The sequence below is a fragment of the Roseateles sp. genome, from assembly GCF_039595295.1.
Classification (GTDB): Bacteria; Pseudomonadota; Gammaproteobacteria; order Burkholderiales; family Burkholderiaceae_C; genus Roseateles.
Window position 1 is genome coordinate 128,344 of record NZ_JBCNLU010000001.1, and the last position, 21,577, is coordinate 149,920.

Consider the following 21,577-nt stretch of genomic DNA (forward strand, 5'->3'; position numbering starts at 1 on the left):
GGCGCTGACGGAGGCGAGGAGGTGGCGGCGATGCAAAGGGGGGCTCCCGGGTGGCGTGTAGGTTCTGGACGACCGCCGCCGCGGGGCGGGCGGTCGCCGGAGGCTCGATGCGTCACGACCTGATCTCGGCCTCCCAGCGCGCGAGCTTAGCGTTTCGTGCGCGGGTCCTCGTCCCCGAGTTCGGTAAGGAAACGCAATGGTGTGGTGCCTGTGCAATAGTTCGCGCATGCTGTCCGCCATTCGCATCGTCAAGGGCGCCTGCCCCCATGACTGCCCAGACACCTGCGCGCTGAAGGTGACCGTCGAGGACGGTCGCGTCGTCAAGGTGCAGGGGCAACCCGAACACCCCAGCACGCATGGGGCGCTGTGCACCAAGGTCTCGCGCTACCCGGAGCGCACCTATCACGCCGAGCGCGTGCTGCATCCGCTCAAGCGGGTCAGCGCCAAGCACGAGGCGCCGCGCTTCGAGCGCATTTCCTGGGCGCAGGCGCTGGAGGAAATCGCCGCCCGCCTGAAGGCGATCGCCGCCCGCGACCCGCAGGCCATCCTGCCCTACAGCTACGCCGGCACCATGGGGATGCTGCAGGGCGAGGCCATGGCGGCGCGCTTCTTCCACCGGCTTGGCGCATCCTTCCTGGACCGCACGATCTGCTCGTCGGCCGGCGGTGCAGGGCTGGCGGCGACCTACGGACACAAGGTCGGCATGCACCTGCCGTATTACGCGGAGTCCAAGCTGATCCTGATCTGGGGCAGCAACTCGATCGCCTCCAACCTGCACTTCTGGACTTTCGCCAACCAGGCCAAGCGCGAGGGCGCGAAGCTGATCTGCATCGATCCGCGCAAGACCGAGACGGCCGACAAGTGCCATCAACACCTGGCCCTGCTGCCGGGCACCGACGGCGCGCTCGCGCTGGGCCTGATGCACGAGCTGATCGCGCATGACTGGCTGGACCACGACTACATCGCCCGCCACGTCGAGGGCTGGGAGGAGTTGCGCGAAAGGGCGCTCGCCTGGACGCCCGAACGCACCGCCGCCGAGTGCGGCTTGAGCGCCGACGAGGTGCGCGGACTGGCGCGCGACTACGCGACGCTGGCGCCGGCGGCGATCCGGCTGAACTACGGCATGCAGCGCGTGCGCGGCGGCGGCAACGCGGTGCGGCTGATCGCGCTGTTGCCCTGTCTGACCGGTGCTTGGCGTCATCGCGCGGGCGGGCTGCTGCTGTCGAGCTCGGGCTGGTTCGCGCCCTTCAAGAATCCGGCGCTGGAGCGCCCGGATCTGCGCGGCGGCCGCGCCTCGCGGACCATCAACATGAGCACCATCGGCGACGACCTGCTGCGCGAGGCTTCGCCCGCGTTCGGCCCCCAGGTCGAGGCGGTGATCGTCTACAACAGCAATCCGGTCGCGGTGGCGCCGGAGTCGGCCAAGGTGGCGGCCGGCTTCGCGCGCGCGGACCTGATGACGGTGGTGCTGGAGCACTTCATGACCGACACGGCGGATCTGGCCGATTACGTGCTGCCGGCGACCACGCAGCTGGAGCACCTGGATGTGCATCTGAGCTACGGTCACACCGACGTGCTGATCAACGAGCCGGCGATCGCGCCGGTGGGGGAGTCGCGCGCCAACACCCAGATCTTCCGCGACCTGGCGGCGGCGATGGGCTTCAACGATCCGGCCTTCCAGGAGGACGACGAAGCGCTGCTGCGTCAGGCCTTCCGCGACGACGTGGACTTGGCGCAACTGCGCGAGCGCGGCTGGTTCACCCTGCCGCTGTCGCAGGCGCCTTTCGCCGAGGGCGGCTTCCCGTCGCGCGACGGCAAGGCCGATGCGCGCGGTGCGGACTACCTGCCCAACTATGAGAGCCGCGCGAGCGATCCGGCGCTGGCCGCGCGCTATCCGCTGGCGATGATCTCGCCCCCGGCTCGCAACTTCCTGAACAGCACGTTCGTCAACGTGAAGAGCCTGCGCGACATCGAGGGCGAGCAGCTGCTGGAGATGAACGCCGCGGATGCGTCGGCACGCGGCCTGAGCGACGGCCAGATGGTGCGGGTCTTCAACGACCGCGGCAGCTATCGCTGCCGGTTGGCGGTGAACGCGCGAGCGCGCGCCGGCGTCGTGCACGGGCTGGGCGTGTGGTGGCGCAAACTGGGCGCGGAGGGCCGCAACGTCAACGAGGTGACGCATCAGCGCCTGACCGACCTGGGCCGGGCGCCGTGCTTCTACGACTGCCTCGTTGAAGTGGCCGCGGGCTGAGATCGGCATCGATGTCCATCATGACCACGATGTCCGCGATGTCCTCCGCCTTGATGCGGCGCGGGCGACGACACTGGCGACTGCTGCTGACGGCGCTGCTGGCCGTGCCGCTGGTGGTGCTCGGCGGCTGCGCGCAGCTGGGCTACTACGGGCAGTCGCTGTCGGGGCATCTGTCGCTGGTGCGCTCGGCGCAGCCGGTCGACGACTGGCTCGCGCGCGAGGACCTCGACCCCGAGCTGCGCCAGCGCCTGGTGCTGACCAAGTCCATCCGCGATTACGCCTCCGTTGAGCTCAAGCTGCCCGACAACGACAGCTACCGGCGCTACGCCGATCTCAAACGCGGCGCGGCGGTCTGGAATGTGGTCGCGACGCCGGAGCTCAGCCTGCAGCTCAAGACCTGGTGCTATCCGATCATGGGCTGCGCGGGTTATCGCGGCTACTTCAAGCCGGAGGCGGCACGCGAGCTCGCCCAGGAATTGCGGCGGGAGGGCTACGAGCCCTACGTCTACGGGGTGCCGGCCTACTCGTCGCTGGGTTGGAGCAACTGGATGGGCGGCGATCCGCTGCTCAACACCTTCATCCGGTATCCGGAGGGGCAGCTGGCGCGGATGATCTTCCATGAGCTCGCGCACCAGGTCGCCTATGCGAGCGACGACACGACCTTCAACGAGAGCTTCGCCACCGCGGTCGAGCAGATCGGCGTGACGCGCTGGTTGTCGGCGCGTCCCGAGGCGCTGCGCGAGGACGAGCAATCGCGGGCGCGGCAGGACCAGGTGCAGGCCTTGCTGAAGACGACGCGTGACCGACTGCGCGAGGTGTTCCAGAGCACCGCCAGCGACGACGAGAAGCGCGCAGGGAAGGCCGAGGCGCTGGCGACGATGCGGGCCGACTACGAGCGCATGAAGCGCGAGCAGTGGGGCGGCGATGCGCGCTTCGACCGTTGGGTGCAAGGCCTGACCCTGCCGGCGCTGGCGATCCAGGGCAGCTACACGGACCTGGTGCCGGATTTCATCCGGCTGTTTGAGCGCGAAGGCTCGGACTGGGTGCGCTTCTACGCCGAGGTCAAGCGCTTGGCCAAGCTGCCGAAGGACGAGCGGCGGGCCGCGCTGGCGCGGCGCTGACATCCCGGGGAAGTTCGCGTTTCGTCAGATCGCCGGACTGTGCGGCGACGGCGATTGTTTCTATTCACGGCCGCCCGCCCCGGAGACCGCCAGAAACGACGAAGCCGCCCGAGTGGGGCGGCTCCGCGATGCGGCCGGCGGCGGTGCCGGCCATTGAGCAGCGATTACTTCAGACCTTCCACCAGATCGATGTAGTCCTGCATCGCCTGATCGTTGGTCTTCCCTTCCAGGGTCTTCCACGCGTCCCACTTGGCGCGGTTCACGAAGTCGGTCATGCCGGGGCGGTCGCCCTCGACATCGCCCGTCGTGGCTTGCTTGAACAGCGCGTACAGCTTCAGCAGCGTCGCATTGTCCGGACGCTCCGGCAGGTTCTTGGAATCGGCGACAGCAGCGTCGAATTGGTCCTTGAGGCTCATGAAGGTCTCCCTTTTGGCAGTCAGCAGGCGTCCCGTTGGCGACAATCGGGACGGATCGCGCGATGTTAACCATCGCCGGCCGCGCGCACTGGGGCCCGCTCTCTAGATGACGCATCATCCGGTTCCTCATCCCTGAGCCCATCCCGCCGTCCGCCTCGCTCGCCAGGAGATCGCATTGCCCACCACCGCGCCACGTTCGAACGCGTCCAAGATCGCCAAGGCCGCGAAGACGCCGGCCACATCTTCGGCCAAGTCGCAGGTCAAGTCTCGAGCCAAGGCTCCGGCCAAGTCCGCGAAGAAGCCCGCCGGCGCGGAGCCCATGTCCAAGCTCGACACGGCCTGGTTGCGCCTGGACACCGAAGCCAACCGGATGGTGATCAACGGCATCCTGTTCCTGCGGCCCGCCGTGACGCTGGCCGCCGTGCGCGAGCGCGTCGCCGAGCGCCTGATGCGTTTTCCGCGCTTCCGCCAACGCGTGGTCGAGGCCGGCGATGAAGCCTTCTGGATCGAGGACCGGCCCGTCGACGTCGCCCATCACGTCGTGAGCGAGTCGCTGCCCCGCGGCAAGGGCCGCTCGCTGGACGGCGCGCTGCAGGACCGGCTCGCCGAGCTGGCCGCCGAGCCCCTGGATCCTGCGCGTCCGCTCTGGCAGCTGCATCTGATCGAGCATCACGACGGCGGCAGCGTGCTCATCGCCCGCGTGCACCACTGCATCGCCGACGGCATCGCGCTGATCGCGGTGATGCTGTCCATCACCGATGGCGGTCTCGCGCCGCCCAAGGCCGACGCCGATGCCGGCCTCGATCCGGACTCCGAGCCGGAATGGCTGGCCGACGCGATGATCAAGCCGATCAACGCCTGGACCGTCGGCGAAATCCGTCAGATGACCGAGGCCGGCGCGCGCGATGCGGCACGGGTCGATCCCGTGGAGCCCGCCGAGCGCCTGCGCCGCCGGCTGCTCGAGGACGCCGCCGCGCTGACCGACGCGCCCGACGACGCGAAGACGCGGCTCAAGGGCAAGGCCGGTCGCGCCAAGCGCGTGGCCTGGGGCGCGCCGTTGCCGCTCGACGCGGTCAAGGCGGTGGGCAAGTCGCTCAACGTGTCGGTCAACGACGTGCTGCTGGGCTGCGTGGCCGGCGCCATCGGCCAGTACCTGCGCAAGCACGGCGACGACACCGCCGGTCAAGAGATCCGCGCGCTGGTCCCCGTGAACCTGCGGCCGCTGGAAACGGCTTGGCAGCTGGGCAACCGCTTCGGCATGGTGCCGCTGCCGCTGCCCATCGGCATCGCGAATCCGGTCAAGCGCCTCTACGCAGTCCATGCGCAGACGCAGGCGCTCAAGCAGAGCCTGCGCCCGGCGCTGTCGCTGGGATTGATGGCGACCTCGGGGACGGTGGAGAAGGCCGCGCAGCGCGGCATGCTCAAGACGCTGTCGCGCAAGGCGACCGCGCTGATGACGAACGTGCCGGGGCCGACGCTGCCGCTGCGCCTGTGCGGCGCGACCGTCGAGCGCATCATGTTCTGGGCGCCGCAGGCCGGCGACATGAGCCTGGGCGTGAGCATCCTGACCTACGCCGGTCAGGTGCAGTTCGGCCTCATCGCCGACGCGGGCCTGTGCCCCGACCCGGAGCGCATCGTGGCCCACTTCGAGCCGGAGTTCCAGCAGCTGCTGGTGCTCGCGCTGATGCTCCCCTGGGAGTCCTGACAAGCACAAACGCCACCCGCAGGTGGCGTCGTCGTCGCTGCGGGCCGGACCGGTCGGCGATGGGCCGAGCGGCGCCGCGGCAGAGGCGGGCTTACTTGCTCGCGGCCTTGTTGGCGGCCTTCGGGCGGCCGGCTGCGGTCGGGTAGGCATTCATGACGCGGACCGGATCGGCGCTGGCCAGGTACTCGACGTACTGCGACTCGCCGCAGGCGACGGGCTTGCCGGCTTGCGCTTCGCCGCGGTACTCGCCCTTGTTGTAGACGAAGCGGTACTCGTTGGGGGCGGCCGGCGCCTCGAACGCGACCGTGTGCTTGGCGGCGCATTCGGCGCGCAGGGCCTTGGCGTCGGCGTTCTCTTGCGTCTTGGCGGCGTGGGCCATCGGGGCGATCAGCGCCAGCAGGGTCGTGGCGGCGGCGGTCAGGATGCGCTTCATGGAGGTCGGTCCCTTGGTGTCGGTGAATGCGATATCCCTAATTTATAGGGGGTCGCCACGGCCCGCCAAACCCCGAGTGCGGGGTCCGGCTGCGCACGTTTTCAGGGTTTGTTCCGAGGGTCGCCGACCGCGTTGGTGCTAGCCGGTGTCCCGGATCCCGGGGTCAGGCCTTGCCGTCCCCGCCCCCGCCCTGGTACTTGCCGGCCAGGCGGAACAGGTGATCCCGCGAGCTGGGCTCCAGATACGGGAGCAGCAGCCCCAGCACATGGAAGGCGCCGCGCATCAGCGCCTCGCCGGCGCGCTCGGGCTCCAGCGCGTTGCGCGGATCGCGCACGTATTCGAAGCTCAGCCAGTAGCTCAGCAGCACCACCATCGCGTTGGCGGTGGGGACCGCCTCGCGCACCTGCATCTGCAGCGCGCCGCTCTGCTGCAGCCCGCCCAGCATCCCTTGCATGGCTTGCGTCTTCTGCGCCAGCACGTTCTGGAAGTGCGTCTCCAGCTTGCGGTTCTTGGACAGCAGGTCGTTCAGGTCGCGGTACAGGAAGCGGTGCTGCCAGATCAGCTCGAACAGCATGTGGAAGAACAGCCAGGCGTCCTCCACGTCCCGCACGTTGTCCACCGCGCCCAGCAGCTCCGAGAGGGCTTTCTCGTAGCGGTTGAACAGCGCGTTGATCAGCTCGTCCTTGGCTGGGTAGTGGTAGTACAAGTTGCCGGGCGAGATGCCGAGCTCCGCCGAAATCAGCGTGGTCGAGACGTTCGGTTCGCCGAAGCGATTGAAGAGGTCCAGCGTGACTTCGAGGATCCGTTCGGCGGTGCGGCGCGGCTTCTTGGTGGCCATGGGAGTGGGGCGGAAGTGGCGGCATTCTGTCATGTCCCCAGGCGGGCACGGGACGACCCCCCTGCCTACAATCGCCGCCCATGCTCGCAAGCCCCCCCCAACAGCCGGCCGCCGCGCCCCAGGCGGACGGCCCGCCCGCCCTGCGTTTCAGCCACGTCAGCAAGACCTACCGCACCGGCCAGTTCAAGGCCCTGGACGACGTCAGCTTCGACATCCAGCCCGGTGAGTTCTTCGGCCTGCTCGGCCCCAACGGCGCCGGCAAGACCAGCCTGATCAGCATCCTGGCCGGCCTCTCGCGCGCCAGCGGCGGTCAGGTCTCGGTGCTGGGTCACGACGTGGTCGACGACTACGCCAGCGCCCGCAAGAAGCTGGGTATCGTGCCGCAGGAGCTGGTCTTCGACCCCTTCTTCAGCGTGCGCGAAACGCTGCGCATCCAGTCCGGCTACTTCGGTGTGCGCAACAACGACGACTGGATCGACGAGCTGCTGCACCACCTGGGCCTCTCCGACAAGGCCCACAACAACATGCGCCAGCTCTCCGGCGGCATGAAGCGCCGGGTGCTGGTGGCGCAGGCGCTGGTGCACCGTCCGCCGGTCATCGTGCTGGACGAGCCCACCGCCGGCGTGGACGTCGAGCTGCGCCAGACCCTGTGGCAGTTCATCGCCCGCCTGAATCGCGAGGGCCACACCGTCCTGCTGACCACGCATTACCTGGAAGAGGCCGAGGCGCTGTGCCATCGCATTGCCATGCTCAAGCAGGGCAAGATCGTCGCGCTGAACCGCACCTCCGAGCTGCTGGCCGGGACCGCCTCCACGATGCTGCAGTTCAAGACCGACTCGGCGCTGCCGCTGGCGCTGTCCGAGCGCGCCCGGGTCACCGGCCGCATCGTCCAGCTGACCGCGCATGACGCGGCCGAGGTCGAGCAGATCCTGGCCACGCTGCGTCAGGCCGCCGTGCCCATCGAGGACCTGGAGATCGGCCGCGCCGACCTCGAGGACGTCTTCATCGAAATCATGCAAGGGGGCCGCGCATGAGCGCCAGCCACTTCCCCATCCGCCTCGAAGGCGCTCGCCCGCTCTTCTACAAGGAGGTGCTGCGCTTCTGGAAGGTCGGCTTCCAGACCGTCGGCGCCCCGGTGCTGACCGCGGTGCTCTATCTGCTGGTGTTCGGCCATGTGCTGGAGGATCACGTGAAGGTCTACGGGACCGTGGGCTACACCAGCTTCCTGATCCCGGGCCTGGTGATGATGAGCGTGTTGCAGAACGCCTTTGCCAACAGCAGCTCCTCGCTGATCCAGAGCAAGATCACCGGCAACCTGGTGTTCCTGCTGGTGACGCCGCTATCGCACTGGGCCTGGTTCCTGGCCTACGTGGGTGCGTCCGTGATCCGCGGCCTGATGGTCGGGGCGGGCGTGTTCATCGCCACCGTGTGGTTCGCGCCGCCGGGCATGGCCAATCCGCTGTGGGTGCTGGCCTTCGCGGTGCTGGGCGCCGCGCTGATGGGGACGCTGGGCCTGATCGCCGGTTTGTGGGCGGAGAAGTTCGACCAGATGGCCGCTTTCCAGAACTTCATCGTGATGCCGATGACCTTCCTGTCGGGCGTCTTTTACTCGGTGGGATCGCTGCCGCCGTTCTGGCAGGGCGTGAGCCACCTGAACCCGTTCTTCTACATGATCGACGGCTTCCGCCACGGTTTCTTCGGCGTGAGCGACGCCTCCCCGTGGCTGAGCCTGGGCATGGTTGCCGCGGCCTTCGCGGTGGTCGCCGGGATCGCGCTGGAGCTGCTGCGCCGCGGCTACAAGATCCGTCACTGAACGCACCCGAGTAGAATCCCGCCCCATCATGGCCGATCCCACCCCCACCGAAGTCCAGTCCTATATCGCCGCGGGCCTGACCTGCAGCGAGCTGCAGGTCGAGGGCGACGGCCGTCATTTCTTCGCGACCATCGTGTCGGCCGAGTTCGACGGCCTGAGCCGGGTGAAGCGCCACCAGCGCGTCTACCAGGCACTGGGCGACCGCATGCGCGAGCAGATCCACGCGCTGTCGATGAAGACGCTGACGCCGACCGAGTGGGCGCAGCAAGGCTCGACGCTCGAGCAAGCTCATCATCATTCCTGATAGCCACCCGGCCAGACGGCGGGTGGCGGTGCGGCGCCGTCCGGTGAACCCGCTGCCGTCCCGCTGAACAGCCCCCGCGCCTCGACGCCGAGGCGCATGTTCACCGAGGACATCGCATGATCACCCTGGCGCTCTCCAAGGGCCGAATCTTCGAAGAGACGCTGCCGCTGCTGGCGGCCGCCGGCATCACCGTGCTGGAGGATCCCGAGAGCTCGCGCAAGCTCATCCTCCCGACCAACCAGCCCGACGTGCGCGTGGTGCTGGTGCGCGCCACGGACGTGCCGACTTATGTCGAGTACGGCGGCGCCGACCTGGGCGTGGTGGGCCTGGACGTGCTGATCGAGCATGGCGGCGCGGGTCTGTACCAGCCGCTGGACCTGCGCATCGCCAAGTGCCGCATGAGCGTGGCCGTGCGCGACGACTTCGATTACGAGAACGTCGTGCGACAGGGCTCGCGCCTGCGCGTGGCGACCAAGTACACCGCCATCGCCCGCCAGCACTTCGCCGACAAGGGCGTGCACGTGGACCTGATCAAGCTCTACGGCTCGATGGAGCTGGCGCCGCTGACCGGCCTGGCCGACGCCATCGTCGACCTGGTCTCCACCGGCAGCACGCTCAAGGCCAACCGGCTGGTCGAGGTCGAACGCATCATGGACATCTCCTCGCGCCTGGTGGTCAACCAGGCCGCGCTCAAGCTCAAGCGCGCGCAGCTCAAGCCGCTGATCGACGCGATCGGCTCGGCGGTGCAGGGCGATGTCGCCGCCATCGCCTCCGCCACGGCCTGACCGGGAGCCCGCCATGCTGAATCTGCGTTCCCTGAGCACGGCCCAGGCCGACTTCGATGCCGCTTTCCAACGCGTGCTGCACTGGTCGGCCGAGACCGATGCCGCCATCGAGACGCGCGTCTCCGAGATCCTGGCCGACGTGCGCGCCCGCGGCGACGCGGCGGTGCTTGAGTACACCGCCCGCTTCGACGGCTTGAGCGCCGACTCGCTCGGCGCGCTGGAGCTGACGCGTGAAGAGCTCAAGGCCGCCTTCGACGGTCTGCCGGCCGATCAGGCGAAGGCCTTGACCCAGGCCGCCGAGCGCGTTCGCCGCTACCACGAGCGGCAGAAGCAGGCCTGCGGCGAGAGCTGGAGCTACCGCGACGAGGACGGCACCTTGCTGGGCCAGAAGGTCACGCCGCTGGACCGGGTGGGCATCTACGTGCCGGGCGGCAAGGCCGCCTATCCGTCGAGCGTGCTGATGAACGCGATCCCCGCGCAGGTTGCCGGCGTGCCGGAGATCGTGATGGTTGTCCCGACCCCGCGCGGCGAGAAGAATCCGCTGGTGCTGGCGGCCGCCTATGTGGCCGGCGTGCACCGCGCTTTCACCGTCGGCGGCGCGCAGGCGGTGGCGGCACTGGCCTACGGCACGGCGACCGTTCCGCGCGTGGACAAGATCACCGGCCCGGGCAACGCCTACGTCGCCAGCGCCAAGAAGCACGTCTTCGGCCAGGTCGGCATCGACATGATCGCGGGCCCCAGCGAGATCCTGGTGCTGGCCGACGGCACGACGCCGCCGGACTGGGTCGCGATGGACCTGTTCAGCCAGGCCGAGCATGACGAGCTCGCGCAAAGCATCCTGCTGTGCCCGGACGCGGCCTACATCGAGCAGGTCCGCCAGGCCATCGAGCGCCTGCTGCCCGGCATGCCGCGCAAGGACGTGATCCGAGCCTCGCTGGAAGGGCGGGGCGCGCTGATCCACACGCGCTCGATGGAAGAGGCCTGCGAGATCAGCAACCGCATCGCGCCCGAGCATCTGGAGGTCTCCAGCGTCGATCCGCATCGCTGGGAGCCGCTGCTGCGCCATGCGGGCGCGATCTTCCTGGGCGCCTACACCAGCGAATCGCTGGGCGACTACTGCGCCGGCCCGAACCACGTGCTGCCGACTTCGGGCACGGCGCGTTTCTCGTCGCCGCTGGGCGTGTACGACTTCCAGAAGCGCTCCAGCCTGATCGAGGTCAGCGAGGCCGGCGCCCAGGTGCTGGGCCCCATCGCCGCGACCCTGGCCTATGGCGAAGGGCTCCAAGCGCACGCCCAAGCGGCGGAGTTCCGGCTCAAGCGCTGAACGGCGCGACACATTTCGCACGTTTGCAACGCCCGTGACGGGCGCAGGACAAAAACGCGACTTTTGCCGCTGTTCCGACATTCGCCCCGATGTGCGCAGAACTAGCATCGCAAGCTGATCCAAAGAACAAGGATGGCCAAGATGAAGTTCTCGGACCTGCGCGTCGGGGTACGCATTTCGTTGGGGTTCGCGGCGGTGCTGCTGGCGACCGTGGTGGTCGGGTTGGTGGCGATCAACCGGATGCAGGTGATCGAGCGCGATGTCGAGAACATGGCCTCCAACTGGATCCCGTCCATCAACGCGGTCAACGCCTATCGGGGGCAGCTCAACGAGCTGCGCCGCGCCGAGATGGCGATGTGCCTGCGCGAGGTGATCGTCGAGGTCGAACAGGAGCAGGAGCGCATCAAGTCGCTGCGCGAGCAGAAGCTCCCCGAGCTGGCCAAGGCCTATGAAGGGCTGATCTCCTCGCCCGAGGAGACGGCGCTGTGGAAGGACGCGCAGGCCAAGTACGCCGCCTTCACCGGGGTGCAGGACAAGCTGATCGCCGCCCGCAAGGCCGGCAACCGCGGCGAGTACATGGGCACGGTGGTCAACGAGTCCGCCAAGGCCTTCATCGACCTCGTGCAGGCGATGCAGAAGATCGTCGACCTGAACACGGACGGCGCCAAGGCCAGCGCGGAGGAGTCGCGCAGGACTTATCGCGCCGTGGTGACGACGATGATCGTGCTGCTGGTCGCGGCAGTCGGTGCCGGCGCCGCGCTGGCGTTCTATCTGACCCGCAGCACGGTGCGTCCGCTGACCGAGATGGTCGGCGTCGCCCAGCGCGTGGCCGAAGGCAATCTGGCGATCGAGGTCGACACCTCGCGCCGCGACGAGCTCGGCCAGCTGGCGCAGGCCCTGGGCGCGATGCGCGAGGCGCTGAACCGTTCGCTGTCGGCGGTGCGCGTCAGCGCGGAGAGCATCGCCATGTCCAGCGGCGAGGTCGCGGCCGGCAGCGCGGACCTGTCCGCACGTACCGAGCAGATGGCCTCCAGCCTGGAGGAGACCTCCGCGACCATGCAGGCGCTGACCGACACGGTGCGGATGAACGCGGACTCGACGCGTCAAGCCAGCCAGCTCGCGCTGAACGCCAGCCAGGTCGCGGACCGCGGCGGCGCGGTGGTGTCCGAGGTGGTCAACACGATGGAGCAGATCAATGCCTCGTCGCGCAAGATCGCCGACATCATCGGCACCATCGACGGGATCGCCTTCCAGACCAACATCCTCGCGTTGAACGCGGCGGTCGAGGCGGCCCGGGCTGGCGAGCAGGGCCGCGGCTTCGCGGTGGTGGCGAGCGAGGTGCGCTCGCTGGCGCAACGCAGCGCCGAGGCGGCCAAGGAAATCAAGACGCTGATCGGTGCGAGCGTCGAGCGCGTGGATGTCGGTTCGCGCCTGGTCGGCGATGCCGGCGAGACGATGCGGGAGATCGTCGCCGCGGTGCAGCGGGTGACGGACATCATCCAGGAGATCTCCTCGGCGACGCAGGAGCAGAGCACCAGCCTGATGGAAGTCGGCCAGGCCGTGCAGCGTCTGGACGAGGTCACCCAGCAGAACGCCGCGCTGGTCGAGGAATCCTCCGCCGCCTCCGAGTCGCTGCGTGAGCAGGCCGGCAGCTTGCAGCAGGTCGTTGCCCAGTTCCAGCTGCGTCACTGAGCGCTTCCGCTGCGACGCTCAGGGATTGGCCCCCTCGCCCGCTTGCGGGAGAGGGCAGGGGAGAGGGTCTTCGGGGTCTCCAAGCCCCTGTGGTCTTTGTCTCCACGAACTTCGTGTTCCACGAACTTCGTGTTAGCCTACGCCCCTGATGAAAAACGTCACCGTGACCATGGAAGACAGCGTCGCCGAGTGGGCGAGGCTGGAGGCAGCGCGGCGCAACACCAGCGTGTCGCGGCTGGTCGGCGAGCTGCTGGCCGAGAAGATGCGCCACGACGACGCCTACGAGCGCGCCTTGCAGGACTGGCTGCACCGCGAACGCACCTGGTCCTCCGACGGCTCGGCCTACCCTGGCCGGGAGCTGCTGTGAAGAAGGGCGCCGCTCCACGCGCCGCGGTGAACGCCGCGAACGGCGCCAAGGCCGCGTTCACCGGGACCGAGGCCCCGATGGCCTCCATCGACCTCACCGCCCCGGTCTTCGTCGACACCTCCGTCCTGATCCTCAGCGAGGACGGCGCCGACCCGTTGCGCCGCCTGCAGGCGATGCGCTGGCTGCGCGCGCTCTGGCAGCAACGCCTGGGCCGCACCTCCAGCCAGGTCCTCAACGATTTCTACCTCACGGTCACCACCCGCATCGAGCCCGCCATGCCCAACGGCGACGCGCGCGCCGAGGTGCGCCGCTACCAGCGCTGGACGCCCTGGTCCACCGACCACGCCACCGTCGAGTCCGCCTGGTCGCTGGAGAGCCGCTTCTCGCTGCCCTACGCCGACGCCCTGATCGTCGCCGCCGCCAAGGCCCAAGGCTGCGAGACGCTGCTCAGCCTGGCGTTGCCGCACGGCCAGCTCTACGACAGCGTGCTCATCGTCGACCCGTTGCGCGCGCTGCCGGCCGGCGTGTCCGCGTCCGACGGCGCCTTCGGTGGCGCCTCCGATTCCGTCCCCCCTCTGGCCGCCGTCTCCCCATGAACGCTGCTCTCGACCGTGCCCTGAACACGCTGCGCGCCGACGTCCGCGCGATGCGGGCCTACCAGGTGCATCCCGCCGCCGGGCTGATCAAGCTCGACGCGATGGAGAACCCCTACCGCCTGCCCGAGGCGCTCCAGCACGCGCTGGGCGAGCGGCTGGGCCGCGTCGCGATCAACCGCTATCCGGGCGAGCGCACGGGCGAGCTGGCCCAGGCGCTGGCCGCGCACGCCAAGCTCCCCGAAGGCCAAGGCCTGATGCTGGGCAACGGCTCGGACGAGCTGATCTCGCTGCTGGCGATGGCCGTGTGCCGGCCGGGCCAGCGCGTCGCCGTGCTGGCACCGCTGCCGGGCTTCGTGATGTACGAGCTGTCCTCGAAGTACCAGCACCTGGACTTCGTCGGCGTGCCGCTGACCCCGGACTTCGAGCTGGACGAGGCCGCGATGCTCGCCGCCATCGCGCGCGAGCGGCCCGCCATCGTCTACCTGGCCTATCCGAACAACCCCACCGCCAACCTCTGGGACGAGGCCGTGATCGAGCGCATCGCCGCCGCGGCGCCGGGGCTGGTCGTGATCGACGAGGCCTACCAGCCCTTCGCCGAGCGCGACGCCATGGGTCTGATGGCGCGTCACGCCAACGTGCTGGTCATGCGCACCATGAGCAAGTTCGGCCTGGCCGGCGTGCGCATCGGCTACCTGATGGGCCACGCCGAGCTGATCGGCCACATCGACAAGCTGCGCCCGCCCTACAACATCAGCGTGCTGAACGCCGAGGCCGGTCTGTTCGCGCTCGAGCATGCCGAGGTCTACGAGCGCCAGGCCGCCGAGCTGCGCGCCGAGCGCGAGCGGCTGCAGGCGGCGCTCAAGACGCTGCCCGGCGTGACGACCTTCCCCAGCCAGGGCAACATGATCCTGGTGCGCGTCCCCGATGCGGATGCGCTGCATGCCGGCTTGAAGTCGCGCGGCGTGCTGGTCAAGAATGTCTCCGGCATGCATCCGCTGCTGGCGCGCTGCCTGCGCCTGACCGTGGGCTCGCCGGACGAGAACGCCACCCTGCTGGAGGCGCTGCGCGCCTCGCTGACCTGATCCCGATCCCGATCCCACCGTTGGAATCCCCATGAGCTCCGAACGCATCGCCGAAGTCCGCCGCGACACAAAGGAAACCCAGATCCGCGTGCGCGTGAATCTGGACGGCACCGGCCAGGCCAAGCTGAACACCGGCATCGGCTTCTTCGATCACATGCTGGACCAGATCGCCCGCCACGGGCTGATCGATCTGGAGATCGAGGCCCAGGGCGACCTGCACATCGACGGCCATCACACGGTCGAGGACGTCGGCATCACCCTGGGCATGGCCGTCGCGCAGGCGATCGGCGACAAGAAGGGCCTGACCCGCTACGGCCACAGCTACGTCCCGCTGGACGAGGCGCTGTCGCGCGTGGTGATCGACTTCTCCGGACGCCCCGGTCTGGAGATGGACGTGAAGTTCACCGCCGGCTCGGTCGGCGCCTTCGACACCCAGCTGACCTACGAGTTCTTCCAGGGCTTCGTGAATCACGCGCTGGTCTCGCTGCATGTGGACAACCTCAAGGGCCACAACGCGCACCACCAGTGCGAGACCATGTTCAAGGCCTTCGGCCGCGCGCTGCGCATGGCGATGACGCTGGACCCGCGCTCGCTGGGCGTGATCCCCTCGACGAAGGGCACGCTGTGAGCATTCAGCCCAAGACCGTCGCCGTGGTCGACTACGGCATGGGCAATCTGCGCTCGGTCTCGCAGGCGGTGATCGCCGCCGCGCAGGATCAGGGCGTGAAGGTGCTCATCACGTCCAAGCCCGAAGAGGTCTACGCCGCCGAACGCATCGTGCTGCCGGGCCAGGGCGCGATGCGCGACTGCATGCGCGAGCTCGCCGACAGCGGGCTGAAGGAAGCCGTGCTGGACGCCGCCGCCAACAAGCCGCTGATGGGCGTGTGCGTCGGCATGCAGATGCTGCTGGACCACAGCGAGGAACAGGACACCCCCGGCCTGGGCCTGATCCCCGGCCACGTGAAGCGCTTCCAGCTCGAGGGCCGCCGGCAGCCGGACGGCAGCCGCTTCAAGGTGCCGCAGATGGGCTGGAACCGCGTGCACCAGACCCGGGCGCACCCGGTCTGGGGCGAGGTGCCGGACGAGAGCTGGTTCTACTTCGTCCACAGCTTCTATGCCGAGACCGAAGACGCCGGCCACAGCGCCGGCGACAGCGACTACGGTCTGCGCTTTACCTGTGCCGTGGCGCGGGATAACATTTTTGCCACCCAATTCCACCCCGAGAAAAGTGCCGCGTCCGGGCTTGCTCTGTACCGCAACTTCCTGCATTGGAAGCCCTGAAGCCCTGAAGCCCTGAAGCCTTGAGACCGGGCGACCGGTCTTGCCCCGCGCGCGCCTCTCGGGCGTTGTCCCTCTTCCTCCACCCACAGCCCCTTCGGCCATGCTGCTGATTCCCGCGATCGATCTCAAAGACGGCAAGTGCGTCCGCCTCAAGCAAGGCGACATGAATGACTCCACGACCTTCGGAGAAGACCCGGCCGAGATGGCGCGCCGATGGGTCGACGCCGGGGCGCGGCGTCTGCACCTCGTGGACCTGAACGGCGCCTTCGCCGGCAAGCCGGTCAACGAGGCCGCGATCAAGGCCATCCTGCGCGAGGTCGGCGACGACATTCCGGTGCAGTTGGGCGGCGGCTTCCGCGACTTGGACACCATCGAGCGCTATCTGGACGACGGCCTGTCTTACGTGATCATCGGCACCGCCGCGGTGAAGAATCCGGGCTTCCTGAAGGACGCCGCGTCGGCCTTCGGCGGCCACATCATCGTGGGCCTGGACGCCAAGGACGGCAAGGTCGCCACCGACGGCTGGAGCAAGCTCACCGGCCACGAGGTCGTCGATCTGGCCAAGAAGTTCGAGGATTACGGCGTCGAGGGCGTGATCTACACCGACATCGGCCGCGACGGCATGCTCACCGGCATCAACATCGACGCCACCGTGACGCTGGCGCGCGCGCTGACGATCCCGGTGATCGCCTCGGGCGGGCTGTCCAACATCGCCGACATCGAGGCGCTGTGCGCGGTCGAGTCGGAAGGCGTGGGCGGCGTGATCTGCGGCCGCGCGATCTACACCGGCGATCTGGACTTCGCCAAGGCGCAGTTGCGCGCCGACGAGCTGAACGGAGGCTGAGCGGTGCTGGCCAAGCGGATCATCCCGTGCCTGGACGTGACCGGCGGTCGCGTCGTCAAGGGCGTCAACTTCGTCGAGTTGCGCGACGCCGGTGATCCGGTCGAGATCGCCGCCCGCTACAACGAGCAAGGCGCCGACGAACTCACGTTCCTGGACATCACCGCCACCAGCGACGGCCGCGACTTGATCCTCCCGATCATCGAGCGCGTGGCATCTCAGGTCTTCATCCCGCTGACGGTGGGCGGGGGCGTGCGCTCGGTCGCCGACGTGCGGCGGCTGCTGAACGCGGGCGCGGACAAGGTCAGCTTCAACTCGGCCGCGGTCGCGGATCCGGAGCTGATCCGCGCGGCCTCGGACAAGTACGGCGCGCAGTGCATCGTGGTCGCGATCGACGCCAAGAAGCGCGAGGGAGGCGGCTGGGACGTTTACACCCACGGCGGCCGCAAGAACACCGGCCTGGATGCGGTCGAGTGGGCGACGAGGATGGCCGAATTCGGCGCCGGCGAGATCCTGCTCACCAGCATGGACCGCGACGGCACGAAGAGCGGTTTCGACTTGGCGCTGACGCGCGCGGTGGCGGACGCGGTGAGCGTGCCGGTGATCGCCTCGGGCGGCGTGGGCTCGCTCCAGGACCTGGCCGACGGCATCACCCGAGGCGGCGCCGACGCGGTGCTGGCCGCAAGCATCTTCCATTACGGCGATCACACCGTGGGCGAGGCCAAGGCGCTGATGGCGGCGCAAGGCATTCCGGTCCGGCAATGAGCGCGTCCTCCAGCGGCCGCGGCAAGGGCCGCGATCAAGGCGCCGGCCGCGATGCCGATGTCAGCGGACTGAACAGCGGCCTGAAGCGTTCCAGCCGACCGGGCCCGCGCGTCACGGTGGGCGAGGGCGCCATCAAGCCCAGACCCAAGGCGCCGCGGGACGCGGGGCCCGGCGAAGTCCGCATCGTCGGCGGCGTCTGGAAGCGCTCCAAGCTGCCCGTGCCCGCGAGCCCCGGCCTGCGTCCGACGCCGGATCGCGTTCGCGAGACTCTGTTCAACTGGCTCGGCCACGACCTGGCCGGCTGGCGGGTGCTGGACGCCTTCGCCGGCAGCGGGGCGCTGGGCTTCGAAGCCGCGTCGCGTGGCGCGGCGCAGGTCACGCTGCTCGAACGCGACGGGTCTCTGGCGACGGCGCTGCGGGCCAACCTCAAGCGGCTGGACAAGGACGGCACCGTCCCGATGGCCATTGAGAACGCCGACGCGCTGGCCTGGATGCGCCGCGCGGCGCCGGGCTCGCTGGATCTGGTGTTCCTGGATCCTCCGTTCGCGCAAGACCTGTTCCTGCCGGCGCTGGCGGCCGCGGCGCCGCTGCTGTCGCCGCATGGGCTGATCTATCTGGAGTCGCCCGAGCCCGTCGAAGCGCCTGCGGCGCTTGGCTTGTCCGTATGGAAGGAAGGGCGGGCCGGGGCGGTGCATTACCGCCTGCTGCGCCGCGGCGGATAATCCGCCCCATGACTTCGCAGACCCTGCTGACGGCCGTCTATCCCGGCACCTTCGATCCGATGACCCTCGGCCACGAGGATCTGGTGCGTCGCGCCAGCCGGCTGTTCGAGCGCCTGGTGCTGGCGGTCGCCGCCGGGCATCACAAGAAGACCATGTTCAGCGTCGACGAGCGCCTGGAGATGGCGCGCGAGCTGGTGGCCCCGTATCCGAATGTCGAGGTGGTGGCGTTCAGGGGGCTGCTGCGCGACTTCGTGCTGCAGAACGATGGCAAGGTCGTGGTGCGCGGACTGCGGGCCGTGTCCGACTTCGAGTACGAGTTCCAGATGGCCGGCATGAACCGGCAGCTGATGCCGGACGTGGAGACGGTGTTCCTGACGCCGTCCGACCATTACCAGTTCATCTCGTCGACCTTCGTGCGGGAGATCGCGACGCTGGGCGGCGATGTCTCCAAGTTCGTGTCGCCGCGGGTGCGCGAGCGCCTGGAAGCGCGCATCGCCAAGAACCGTGGGGAGCAGTAAGCCATGGCCTTGATGATCACCGACGAATGCATCAACTGTGATGTGTGCGAGCCGGAGTGTCCGAATCAGGCGATCTCGATGGGCGAGGAGTTCTATCAGATCGACCCGGGCAAGTGCACCGAGTGCGTGGGCCATTTCGACGAGCCGCAATGCGCGATGCTGTGCCCGGTGGCCTGCATCCCAGTCAACCCTGAGCATGTCGAATCGCGCGAGACGCTCATGCAGAAGTACGTGCGGCTGACCCAACAGGCCGCTTGATCCGGCCGGTCGTCCGACCGCGCCATCGCTGAGCCGTCAGAGCGTCCAGCGCTCCCCGTACGCCGGCGGCCTGGGCCACTGATCCGCCCGCGGCGGCTGCCCGGGATGGGCTCCCGCCCATCGCCGCGCCAGCATCCAGCCGCCATGGCTGACGACCAGTTCACCGCCCGACCAGGACGACGCGCGCTTCAGCAGCGCCCGCAGCGACTCCCCGCCCTCCGGCGCGAAGCCCGCGAAGTCCCGTACCCAGTCGTCGATCTCCGTTTTCGGAATCCGCGCCCAGGGCCGGCCATCCCAGGCGCCGAAGTCGATCTCCGCGAGCGCCGCATCGATGCGATGCCGCCAGCCCCAGCGCTTCAACCAGCGTCCCACATCCGCGCACCGCCTCAGCGGCGAGGTCCACACCTCATGCGCGAGGCGATGCTTCCTCGCATAGGCCTGGATGCGTCGCGCCAGCCGCTTCGCGCGACGCGCGGGCACCGCCAGATCGGATCGCGCGCCAACGCACAGACCCGCTGCGCCCTCGGGCCGCGGATGGCGCCAGACGGTGATGGTCGCGCTCATCCCAGCAATCTCGTCCGCGTGCTCACGACGCCGGAAACAGCGGCGCCAGGCCCAGGAAGGCGAGCAGGGCCGCGAGTTCCACGATCTGCTGGGTCGCGCCCAGCGTGTCGCCGGTGTAACCGCCCAGCCGGCGATCCAGTCTCGACTGCATGTGGAAGGTCAGCGCCGCCGACGTGACCACCGCGCCCAGCAGCAGCGGCACGTTCTCCGGCGCGAGCCACGCGCACACCAGCGAGACCGCCAGCACCAGCCCCAGCGCGATCGCCAGGCCAGGCCCTCCGACGCGCGTCGCCAGCGGCTTGGCCTTGGCGTGCTCGGCGTCGCCGGCATAGGGCAGGTGATGCAGGATCCACACCGGCGCCGCGCGCGAGGCCACATGCGCCCACACCAGCGCCATCGTCGCCAGCGAGGGATCCGTGTCGACCAGCCCCAGCAGCACCGTCGCCTTGATGCCCAGCACCAGGATCAGCCCCAGCGCCCCATAGCTGCCGATGCGCGAGTCTTTCATGATGGTCAGCGCCTTCTCGCGCGACACCGCGCCGCCCAACCCGTCGCAGGTGTCGGCCAGGCCGTCCTCGTGGAAGCCGCCGGTGAGCCAGACGCCGGCCGCCATCGCCAACCCCACGGCCACCGTCGCGGGAAATACCGACTGCGCCGCCCCCAGCACCAGGGCCGAGAAACCGCCCACCACCACGCCTACCAGCGGGAAGTAGCGCGCGCATTGCTGCAGCCAAGCGGGCTCGAAGCCGACCCAGCGCGGCACCGGCACGCGGGTGAAGAACTGCAGGGCGATGAAGAACAGGCGGACTTGATGCATGAACGCAAAGCCCGCGAGGCTCACGCGCCGCGGGCTTGAATCGGATCGGAGGGGACGGCCGCGATGATACGGGCCGCCCGGCCGCTCCCCTGGGCGTTCGGGTCCGCCCCGGCGGGCTCAGACGCTCACCGGCCCGTGATCCCGCTCCAGCAGACCCTCGTAGGCGATCGCGACGTTGGCGCAGAAGATGTCGAGCAACTCGCGACCCTCGTCGTCGATGGGATCGGACAGCACCATGTAAAGCAGGCTCTCGTTGCCCGAATGCGTCCGGTAGTAGCCGACGAAGCAACCGTCCTCGAAGCCGCTCTGACGCGTCAGCAGCGCGCGGTCCAGCGCCGCGCGCACCTCGACGGGCAGGTCGGCGACGTCGCCGTCGGGCAGCAGGCCCTGGTACTCCGAGGTCGCCGCCAGGACGCGCAGCCGCCCTTCGGCATGCGAGGCCGCATAGGCCGACATGCGGCTCGCGCACAGCCCCTGCGCCTCATGGCCCAGCATGCGCGCCACCTGCTCGAGCAGCGCCGAGGCGAAGTGGCCCAGGTTGCTCGAATCGTGAATGCGGGTGATCGCGTCGATCGAGCGCCGCAGCGCCTGGCGCGAGCGCGACAGCATCACGATGTCCCGGTACGAGCGCAGCGCCGAGTAGAAGACGGTGATCAGCTTGCGCTTGGTCAGCTCCGTCTTTTCCTTGTAGTCGTTGATGTCGTAGGTCTTGATGACGTGCTCTTCGGGTGCCTGGCCCGGCTGCCCGGTGCGCAGCACGATGCGGACCTGCGTGTTGCCCAGCTCCTCGCGGATGAAGCGCGCCACGTCCAGTCCGGCGTGCTCGGACTCCATCACCACGTCCAGCAGGATCAGCGCGATGTCCTGGCGATCGCGCAGGATGTCCCGGGCTTCGTTGCCGCTGTAGGCGCTGAGGAACTGCAGCTTGCGGCCGGCGAATTCGAAGTCCGCCATCACCAGCTGCGTGACCTGGTGCACCGCCGGGTCGTCGTCGACGACCATGACCACCCACGGGTCCAGCGCGCGTGCGCGACCGGTGTCTCCGGTCTCCGGCAACTCGTCCTCGAACACCATGTCCGTCATC

General features: G+C 68.9%; 25 protein-coding genes. 19 read left to right on the plus strand and 6 right to left on the minus strand.

The genetic code is table 11. The features are described 5' to 3' along the window. Positions 1-226 precede the first annotated feature (226 nt). Together ABDW59_RS00595 and ABDW59_RS00600 are read left to right on the plus strand one after the other, a co-directional pair. Positions 227-2,251 carry a molybdopterin oxidoreductase family protein gene (locus ABDW59_RS00595; RefSeq protein ID WP_343627362.1) on the plus strand — a complete coding sequence of 675 codons (2,025 nt, stop codon included), beginning with the start codon at positions 227-229 and terminating at the stop codon, positions 2,249-2,251. A 20-nt stretch (positions 2,252-2,271) separates the two neighbouring features. Continuing rightward, on the plus strand, positions 2,272-3,372 hold the full coding sequence (locus ABDW59_RS00600) for an aminopeptidase (RefSeq protein WP_343627363.1): 1,101 nt from the start codon (positions 2,272-2,274) through the stop codon (positions 3,370-3,372). 164 nt (positions 3,373-3,536) lie between these two features. On the opposite strand, the gene ABDW59_RS00605 is transcribed toward ABDW59_RS00600, so the two are convergent. Next, positions 3,537-3,788, minus strand: coding sequence for an acyl-CoA-binding protein (locus tag ABDW59_RS00605; protein ID WP_343627364.1), 252 nt, complete (start codon positions 3,786-3,788; stop codon positions 3,537-3,539). A 175-nt stretch (positions 3,789-3,963) separates the two neighbouring features. Between ABDW59_RS00605 and ABDW59_RS00610 the strand changes: the two genes are divergently transcribed. After that, positions 3,964-5,493, plus strand: a complete 1,530-nt coding sequence (locus ABDW59_RS00610; RefSeq protein WP_343627366.1) for a wax ester/triacylglycerol synthase family O-acyltransferase — start codon at positions 3,964-3,966, stop codon at positions 5,491-5,493. A 91-nt stretch (positions 5,494-5,584) separates the two neighbouring features. Here ABDW59_RS00610 and ABDW59_RS00615 read toward each other — a convergent pair whose 3' ends face one another. Further along, positions 5,585-5,926 (minus strand): hypothetical protein, encoded by a 342-nt coding sequence (locus ABDW59_RS00615; protein WP_343627367.1) that lies wholly within the window; start codon positions 5,924-5,926, stop codon positions 5,585-5,587. Positions 5,927-6,089: 163 nt separating this feature from the next. Beyond that, positions 6,090-6,764 (minus strand): TetR/AcrR family transcriptional regulator, encoded by a 675-nt coding sequence (locus tag ABDW59_RS00620; protein ID WP_343627368.1) that lies wholly within the window; start codon positions 6,762-6,764, stop codon positions 6,090-6,092. Positions 6,765-6,844: 80 nt separating this feature from the next. Here ABDW59_RS00620 and ABDW59_RS00625 point away from each other — a divergent pair, with 80 nt between their 5' ends. The 16 genes from ABDW59_RS00625 (at position 6,845) to ABDW59_RS00700 (ending at position 19,112) form a co-directional block, all read left to right on the plus strand. After that, positions 6,845-7,798, plus strand: coding sequence for an ABC transporter ATP-binding protein (locus ABDW59_RS00625; protein WP_343627369.1), 954 nt, complete (start codon positions 6,845-6,847; stop codon positions 7,796-7,798). Further along, positions 7,795-8,577 carry an ABC transporter permease gene (locus ABDW59_RS00630; RefSeq protein WP_343627370.1) on the plus strand — a complete coding sequence of 261 codons (783 nt, stop codon included), beginning with the start codon at positions 7,795-7,797 and terminating at the stop codon, positions 8,575-8,577. The genes ABDW59_RS00625 and ABDW59_RS00630 overlap by 4 nt, the downstream gene beginning before the upstream one ends. 28 nt (positions 8,578-8,605) lie before the next feature. Beyond that, entirely contained in the window at positions 8,606-8,881 is a 276-nt protein-coding gene (locus ABDW59_RS00635; protein ID WP_343627371.1) for a BolA family protein, read from the plus strand. Positions 8,882-8,997: 116 nt separating this feature from the next. Continuing rightward, entirely contained in the window at positions 8,998-9,666 is a 669-nt protein-coding gene (gene hisG, locus ABDW59_RS00640) for an ATP phosphoribosyltransferase (protein ID WP_343627372.1), read from the plus strand. A gap of 13 nt (positions 9,667-9,679) precedes the next feature. Next, positions 9,680-10,990 carry a histidinol dehydrogenase gene (hisD, locus tag ABDW59_RS00645; protein ID WP_343627373.1) on the plus strand — a complete coding sequence of 437 codons (1,311 nt, stop codon included), beginning with the start codon at positions 9,680-9,682 and terminating at the stop codon, positions 10,988-10,990. Positions 10,991-11,131: 141 nt separating this feature from the next. Continuing rightward, entirely contained in the window at positions 11,132-12,682 is a 1,551-nt protein-coding gene (locus ABDW59_RS00650) for a methyl-accepting chemotaxis protein (protein WP_343627374.1), read from the plus strand. 148 nt (positions 12,683-12,830) lie between these two features. Further along, the gene (locus tag ABDW59_RS00655) at positions 12,831-13,049 is read left to right on the plus strand and encodes a CopG family transcriptional regulator (RefSeq protein ID WP_067061044.1); all 219 of its coding nucleotides are present in this window, start codon (positions 12,831-12,833) and stop codon (positions 13,047-13,049) included. Further along, a complete protein-coding gene (locus ABDW59_RS00660; protein WP_343627375.1) occupies positions 13,046-13,645 on the plus strand; it encodes a PIN domain-containing protein in 600 nt (199 codons plus the stop codon). The genes ABDW59_RS00655 and ABDW59_RS00660 overlap by 4 nt, the downstream gene beginning before the upstream one ends. Further along, on the plus strand, positions 13,642-14,727 hold the full coding sequence (gene hisC, locus ABDW59_RS00665; RefSeq protein WP_343627377.1) for a histidinol-phosphate transaminase: 1,086 nt from the start codon (positions 13,642-13,644) through the stop codon (positions 14,725-14,727). The genes ABDW59_RS00660 and hisC overlap by 4 nt, the downstream gene beginning before the upstream one ends. Before the next feature lie 31 nt (positions 14,728-14,758). After that, the gene (hisB, locus tag ABDW59_RS00670; protein ID WP_343627378.1) at positions 14,759-15,355 is read left to right on the plus strand and encodes an imidazoleglycerol-phosphate dehydratase HisB; all 597 of its coding nucleotides are present in this window, start codon (positions 14,759-14,761) and stop codon (positions 15,353-15,355) included. After that, a complete protein-coding gene (hisH, locus tag ABDW59_RS00675) occupies positions 15,352-16,008 on the plus strand; it encodes an imidazole glycerol phosphate synthase subunit HisH (RefSeq protein WP_343627380.1) in 657 nt (218 codons plus the stop codon). The genes hisB and hisH overlap by 4 nt, the downstream gene beginning before the upstream one ends. A gap of 100 nt (positions 16,009-16,108) precedes the next feature. Continuing rightward, a complete protein-coding gene (gene hisA / locus ABDW59_RS00680) occupies positions 16,109-16,852 on the plus strand; it encodes a 1-(5-phosphoribosyl)-5-[(5-phosphoribosylamino)methylideneamino]imidazole-4-carboxamide isomerase (RefSeq protein WP_343627381.1) in 744 nt (247 codons plus the stop codon). A 3-nt stretch (positions 16,853-16,855) separates the two neighbouring features. After that, on the plus strand, positions 16,856-17,614 hold the full coding sequence (hisF, locus tag ABDW59_RS00685) for an imidazole glycerol phosphate synthase subunit HisF (protein ID WP_343627382.1): 759 nt from the start codon (positions 16,856-16,858) through the stop codon (positions 17,612-17,614). Further along, positions 17,611-18,336 (plus strand): 16S rRNA (guanine(966)-N(2))-methyltransferase RsmD, encoded by a 726-nt coding sequence (rsmD, locus tag ABDW59_RS00690; RefSeq protein ID WP_343627384.1) that lies wholly within the window; start codon positions 17,611-17,613, stop codon positions 18,334-18,336. The genes hisF and rsmD overlap by 4 nt, the downstream gene beginning before the upstream one ends. A gap of 8 nt (positions 18,337-18,344) precedes the next feature. Continuing rightward, complete coding sequence (coaD, locus tag ABDW59_RS00695) at positions 18,345-18,854, plus strand: pantetheine-phosphate adenylyltransferase (RefSeq protein ID WP_343627385.1); 510 nt, start codon at positions 18,345-18,347, stop codon at positions 18,852-18,854. A gap of 3 nt (positions 18,855-18,857) precedes the next feature. Further along, positions 18,858-19,112, plus strand: a complete 255-nt coding sequence (locus ABDW59_RS00700; RefSeq protein ID WP_343627387.1) for a YfhL family 4Fe-4S dicluster ferredoxin — start codon at positions 18,858-18,860, stop codon at positions 19,110-19,112. 36 nt (positions 19,113-19,148) lie between these two features. Here the strand turns inward: ABDW59_RS00700 and ABDW59_RS00705 are convergent, their stop codons facing one another. From ABDW59_RS00705 to ABDW59_RS00715, 3 genes are all read right to left on the minus strand, one after another. Further along, positions 19,149-19,676 carry a histidine phosphatase family protein gene (locus ABDW59_RS00705; protein WP_343627389.1) on the minus strand — a complete coding sequence of 176 codons (528 nt, stop codon included), beginning with the start codon at positions 19,674-19,676 and terminating at the stop codon, positions 19,149-19,151. A gap of 22 nt (positions 19,677-19,698) precedes the next feature. Further along, entirely contained in the window at positions 19,699-20,493 is a 795-nt protein-coding gene (locus tag ABDW59_RS00710; protein WP_343627390.1) for an adenosylcobinamide-GDP ribazoletransferase, read from the minus strand. Between the two features lie 117 nt (positions 20,494-20,610). Beyond that, positions 20,611-21,576 (minus strand): DUF3369 domain-containing protein, encoded by a 966-nt coding sequence (locus tag ABDW59_RS00715; RefSeq protein ID WP_343627391.1) that lies wholly within the window; start codon positions 21,574-21,576, stop codon positions 20,611-20,613. Position 21,577 lies beyond the last annotated feature (1 nt).

What these genes read in the sequence shown, in the direction of transcription:
- hisB (WP_343627378.1), top strand. Translation starts at nt 14,759, where the DNA reads ATGAGCTCCGAACGCATCGCCGAAGTCCGCCGCGACACAAAGGAAACC.
- ABDW59_RS00595 (WP_343627362.1), top strand. Translation starts at nt 227, where the DNA reads ATGCTGTCCGCCATTCGCATCGTCAAGGGCGCCTGCCCCCATGACTGC.
- ABDW59_RS00635 (WP_343627371.1), top strand. Translation starts at nt 8,606, where the DNA reads ATGGCCGATCCCACCCCCACCGAAGTCCAGTCCTATATCGCCGCGGGC.
- ABDW59_RS00710 (WP_343627390.1), bottom strand. Translation starts at nt 20,493, where the DNA reads ATGCATCAAGTCCGCCTGTTCTTCATCGCCCTGCAGTTCTTCACCCGC.
- ABDW59_RS00650 (WP_343627374.1), top strand. Translation starts at nt 11,132, where the DNA reads ATGAAGTTCTCGGACCTGCGCGTCGGGGTACGCATTTCGTTGGGGTTC.
- ABDW59_RS00605 (WP_343627364.1), bottom strand. Translation starts at nt 3,788, where the DNA reads ATGAGCCTCAAGGACCAATTCGACGCTGCTGTCGCCGATTCCAAGAAC.
- hisD (WP_343627373.1), top strand. Translation starts at nt 9,680, where the DNA reads ATGCTGAATCTGCGTTCCCTGAGCACGGCCCAGGCCGACTTCGATGCC.
- ABDW59_RS00630 (WP_343627370.1), top strand. Translation starts at nt 7,795, where the DNA reads ATGAGCGCCAGCCACTTCCCCATCCGCCTCGAAGGCGCTCGCCCGCTC.
- ABDW59_RS00615 (WP_343627367.1), bottom strand. Translation starts at nt 5,926, where the DNA reads ATGAAGCGCATCCTGACCGCCGCCGCCACGACCCTGCTGGCGCTGATC.
- ABDW59_RS00655 (WP_067061044.1), top strand. Translation starts at nt 12,831, where the DNA reads ATGAAAAACGTCACCGTGACCATGGAAGACAGCGTCGCCGAGTGGGCG.
- hisC (WP_343627377.1), top strand. Translation starts at nt 13,642, where the DNA reads ATGAACGCTGCTCTCGACCGTGCCCTGAACACGCTGCGCGCCGACGTC.
- rsmD (WP_343627384.1), top strand. Translation starts at nt 17,611, where the DNA reads ATGAGCGCGTCCTCCAGCGGCCGCGGCAAGGGCCGCGATCAAGGCGCC.
- coaD (WP_343627385.1), top strand. Translation starts at nt 18,345, where the DNA reads ATGACTTCGCAGACCCTGCTGACGGCCGTCTATCCCGGCACCTTCGAT.
- ABDW59_RS00700 (WP_343627387.1), top strand. Translation starts at nt 18,858, where the DNA reads ATGGCCTTGATGATCACCGACGAATGCATCAACTGTGATGTGTGCGAG.
- ABDW59_RS00715 (WP_343627391.1), bottom strand. Translation starts at nt 21,576, where the DNA reads ATGACGGACATGGTGTTCGAGGACGAGTTGCCGGAGACCGGAGACACC.
- ABDW59_RS00625 (WP_343627369.1), top strand. Translation starts at nt 6,845, where the DNA reads ATGCTCGCAAGCCCCCCCCAACAGCCGGCCGCCGCGCCCCAGGCGGAC.
- ABDW59_RS00620 (WP_343627368.1), bottom strand. Translation starts at nt 6,764, where the DNA reads ATGGCCACCAAGAAGCCGCGCCGCACCGCCGAACGGATCCTCGAAGTC.
- ABDW59_RS00705 (WP_343627389.1), bottom strand. Translation starts at nt 19,676, where the DNA reads ATGAGCGCGACCATCACCGTCTGGCGCCATCCGCGGCCCGAGGGCGCA.
- ABDW59_RS00600 (WP_343627363.1), top strand. Translation starts at nt 2,272, where the DNA reads ATGACCACGATGTCCGCGATGTCCTCCGCCTTGATGCGGCGCGGGCGA.
- hisG (WP_343627372.1), top strand. Translation starts at nt 8,998, where the DNA reads ATGATCACCCTGGCGCTCTCCAAGGGCCGAATCTTCGAAGAGACGCTG.
- hisA (WP_343627381.1), top strand. Translation starts at nt 16,109, where the DNA reads ATGCTGCTGATTCCCGCGATCGATCTCAAAGACGGCAAGTGCGTCCGC.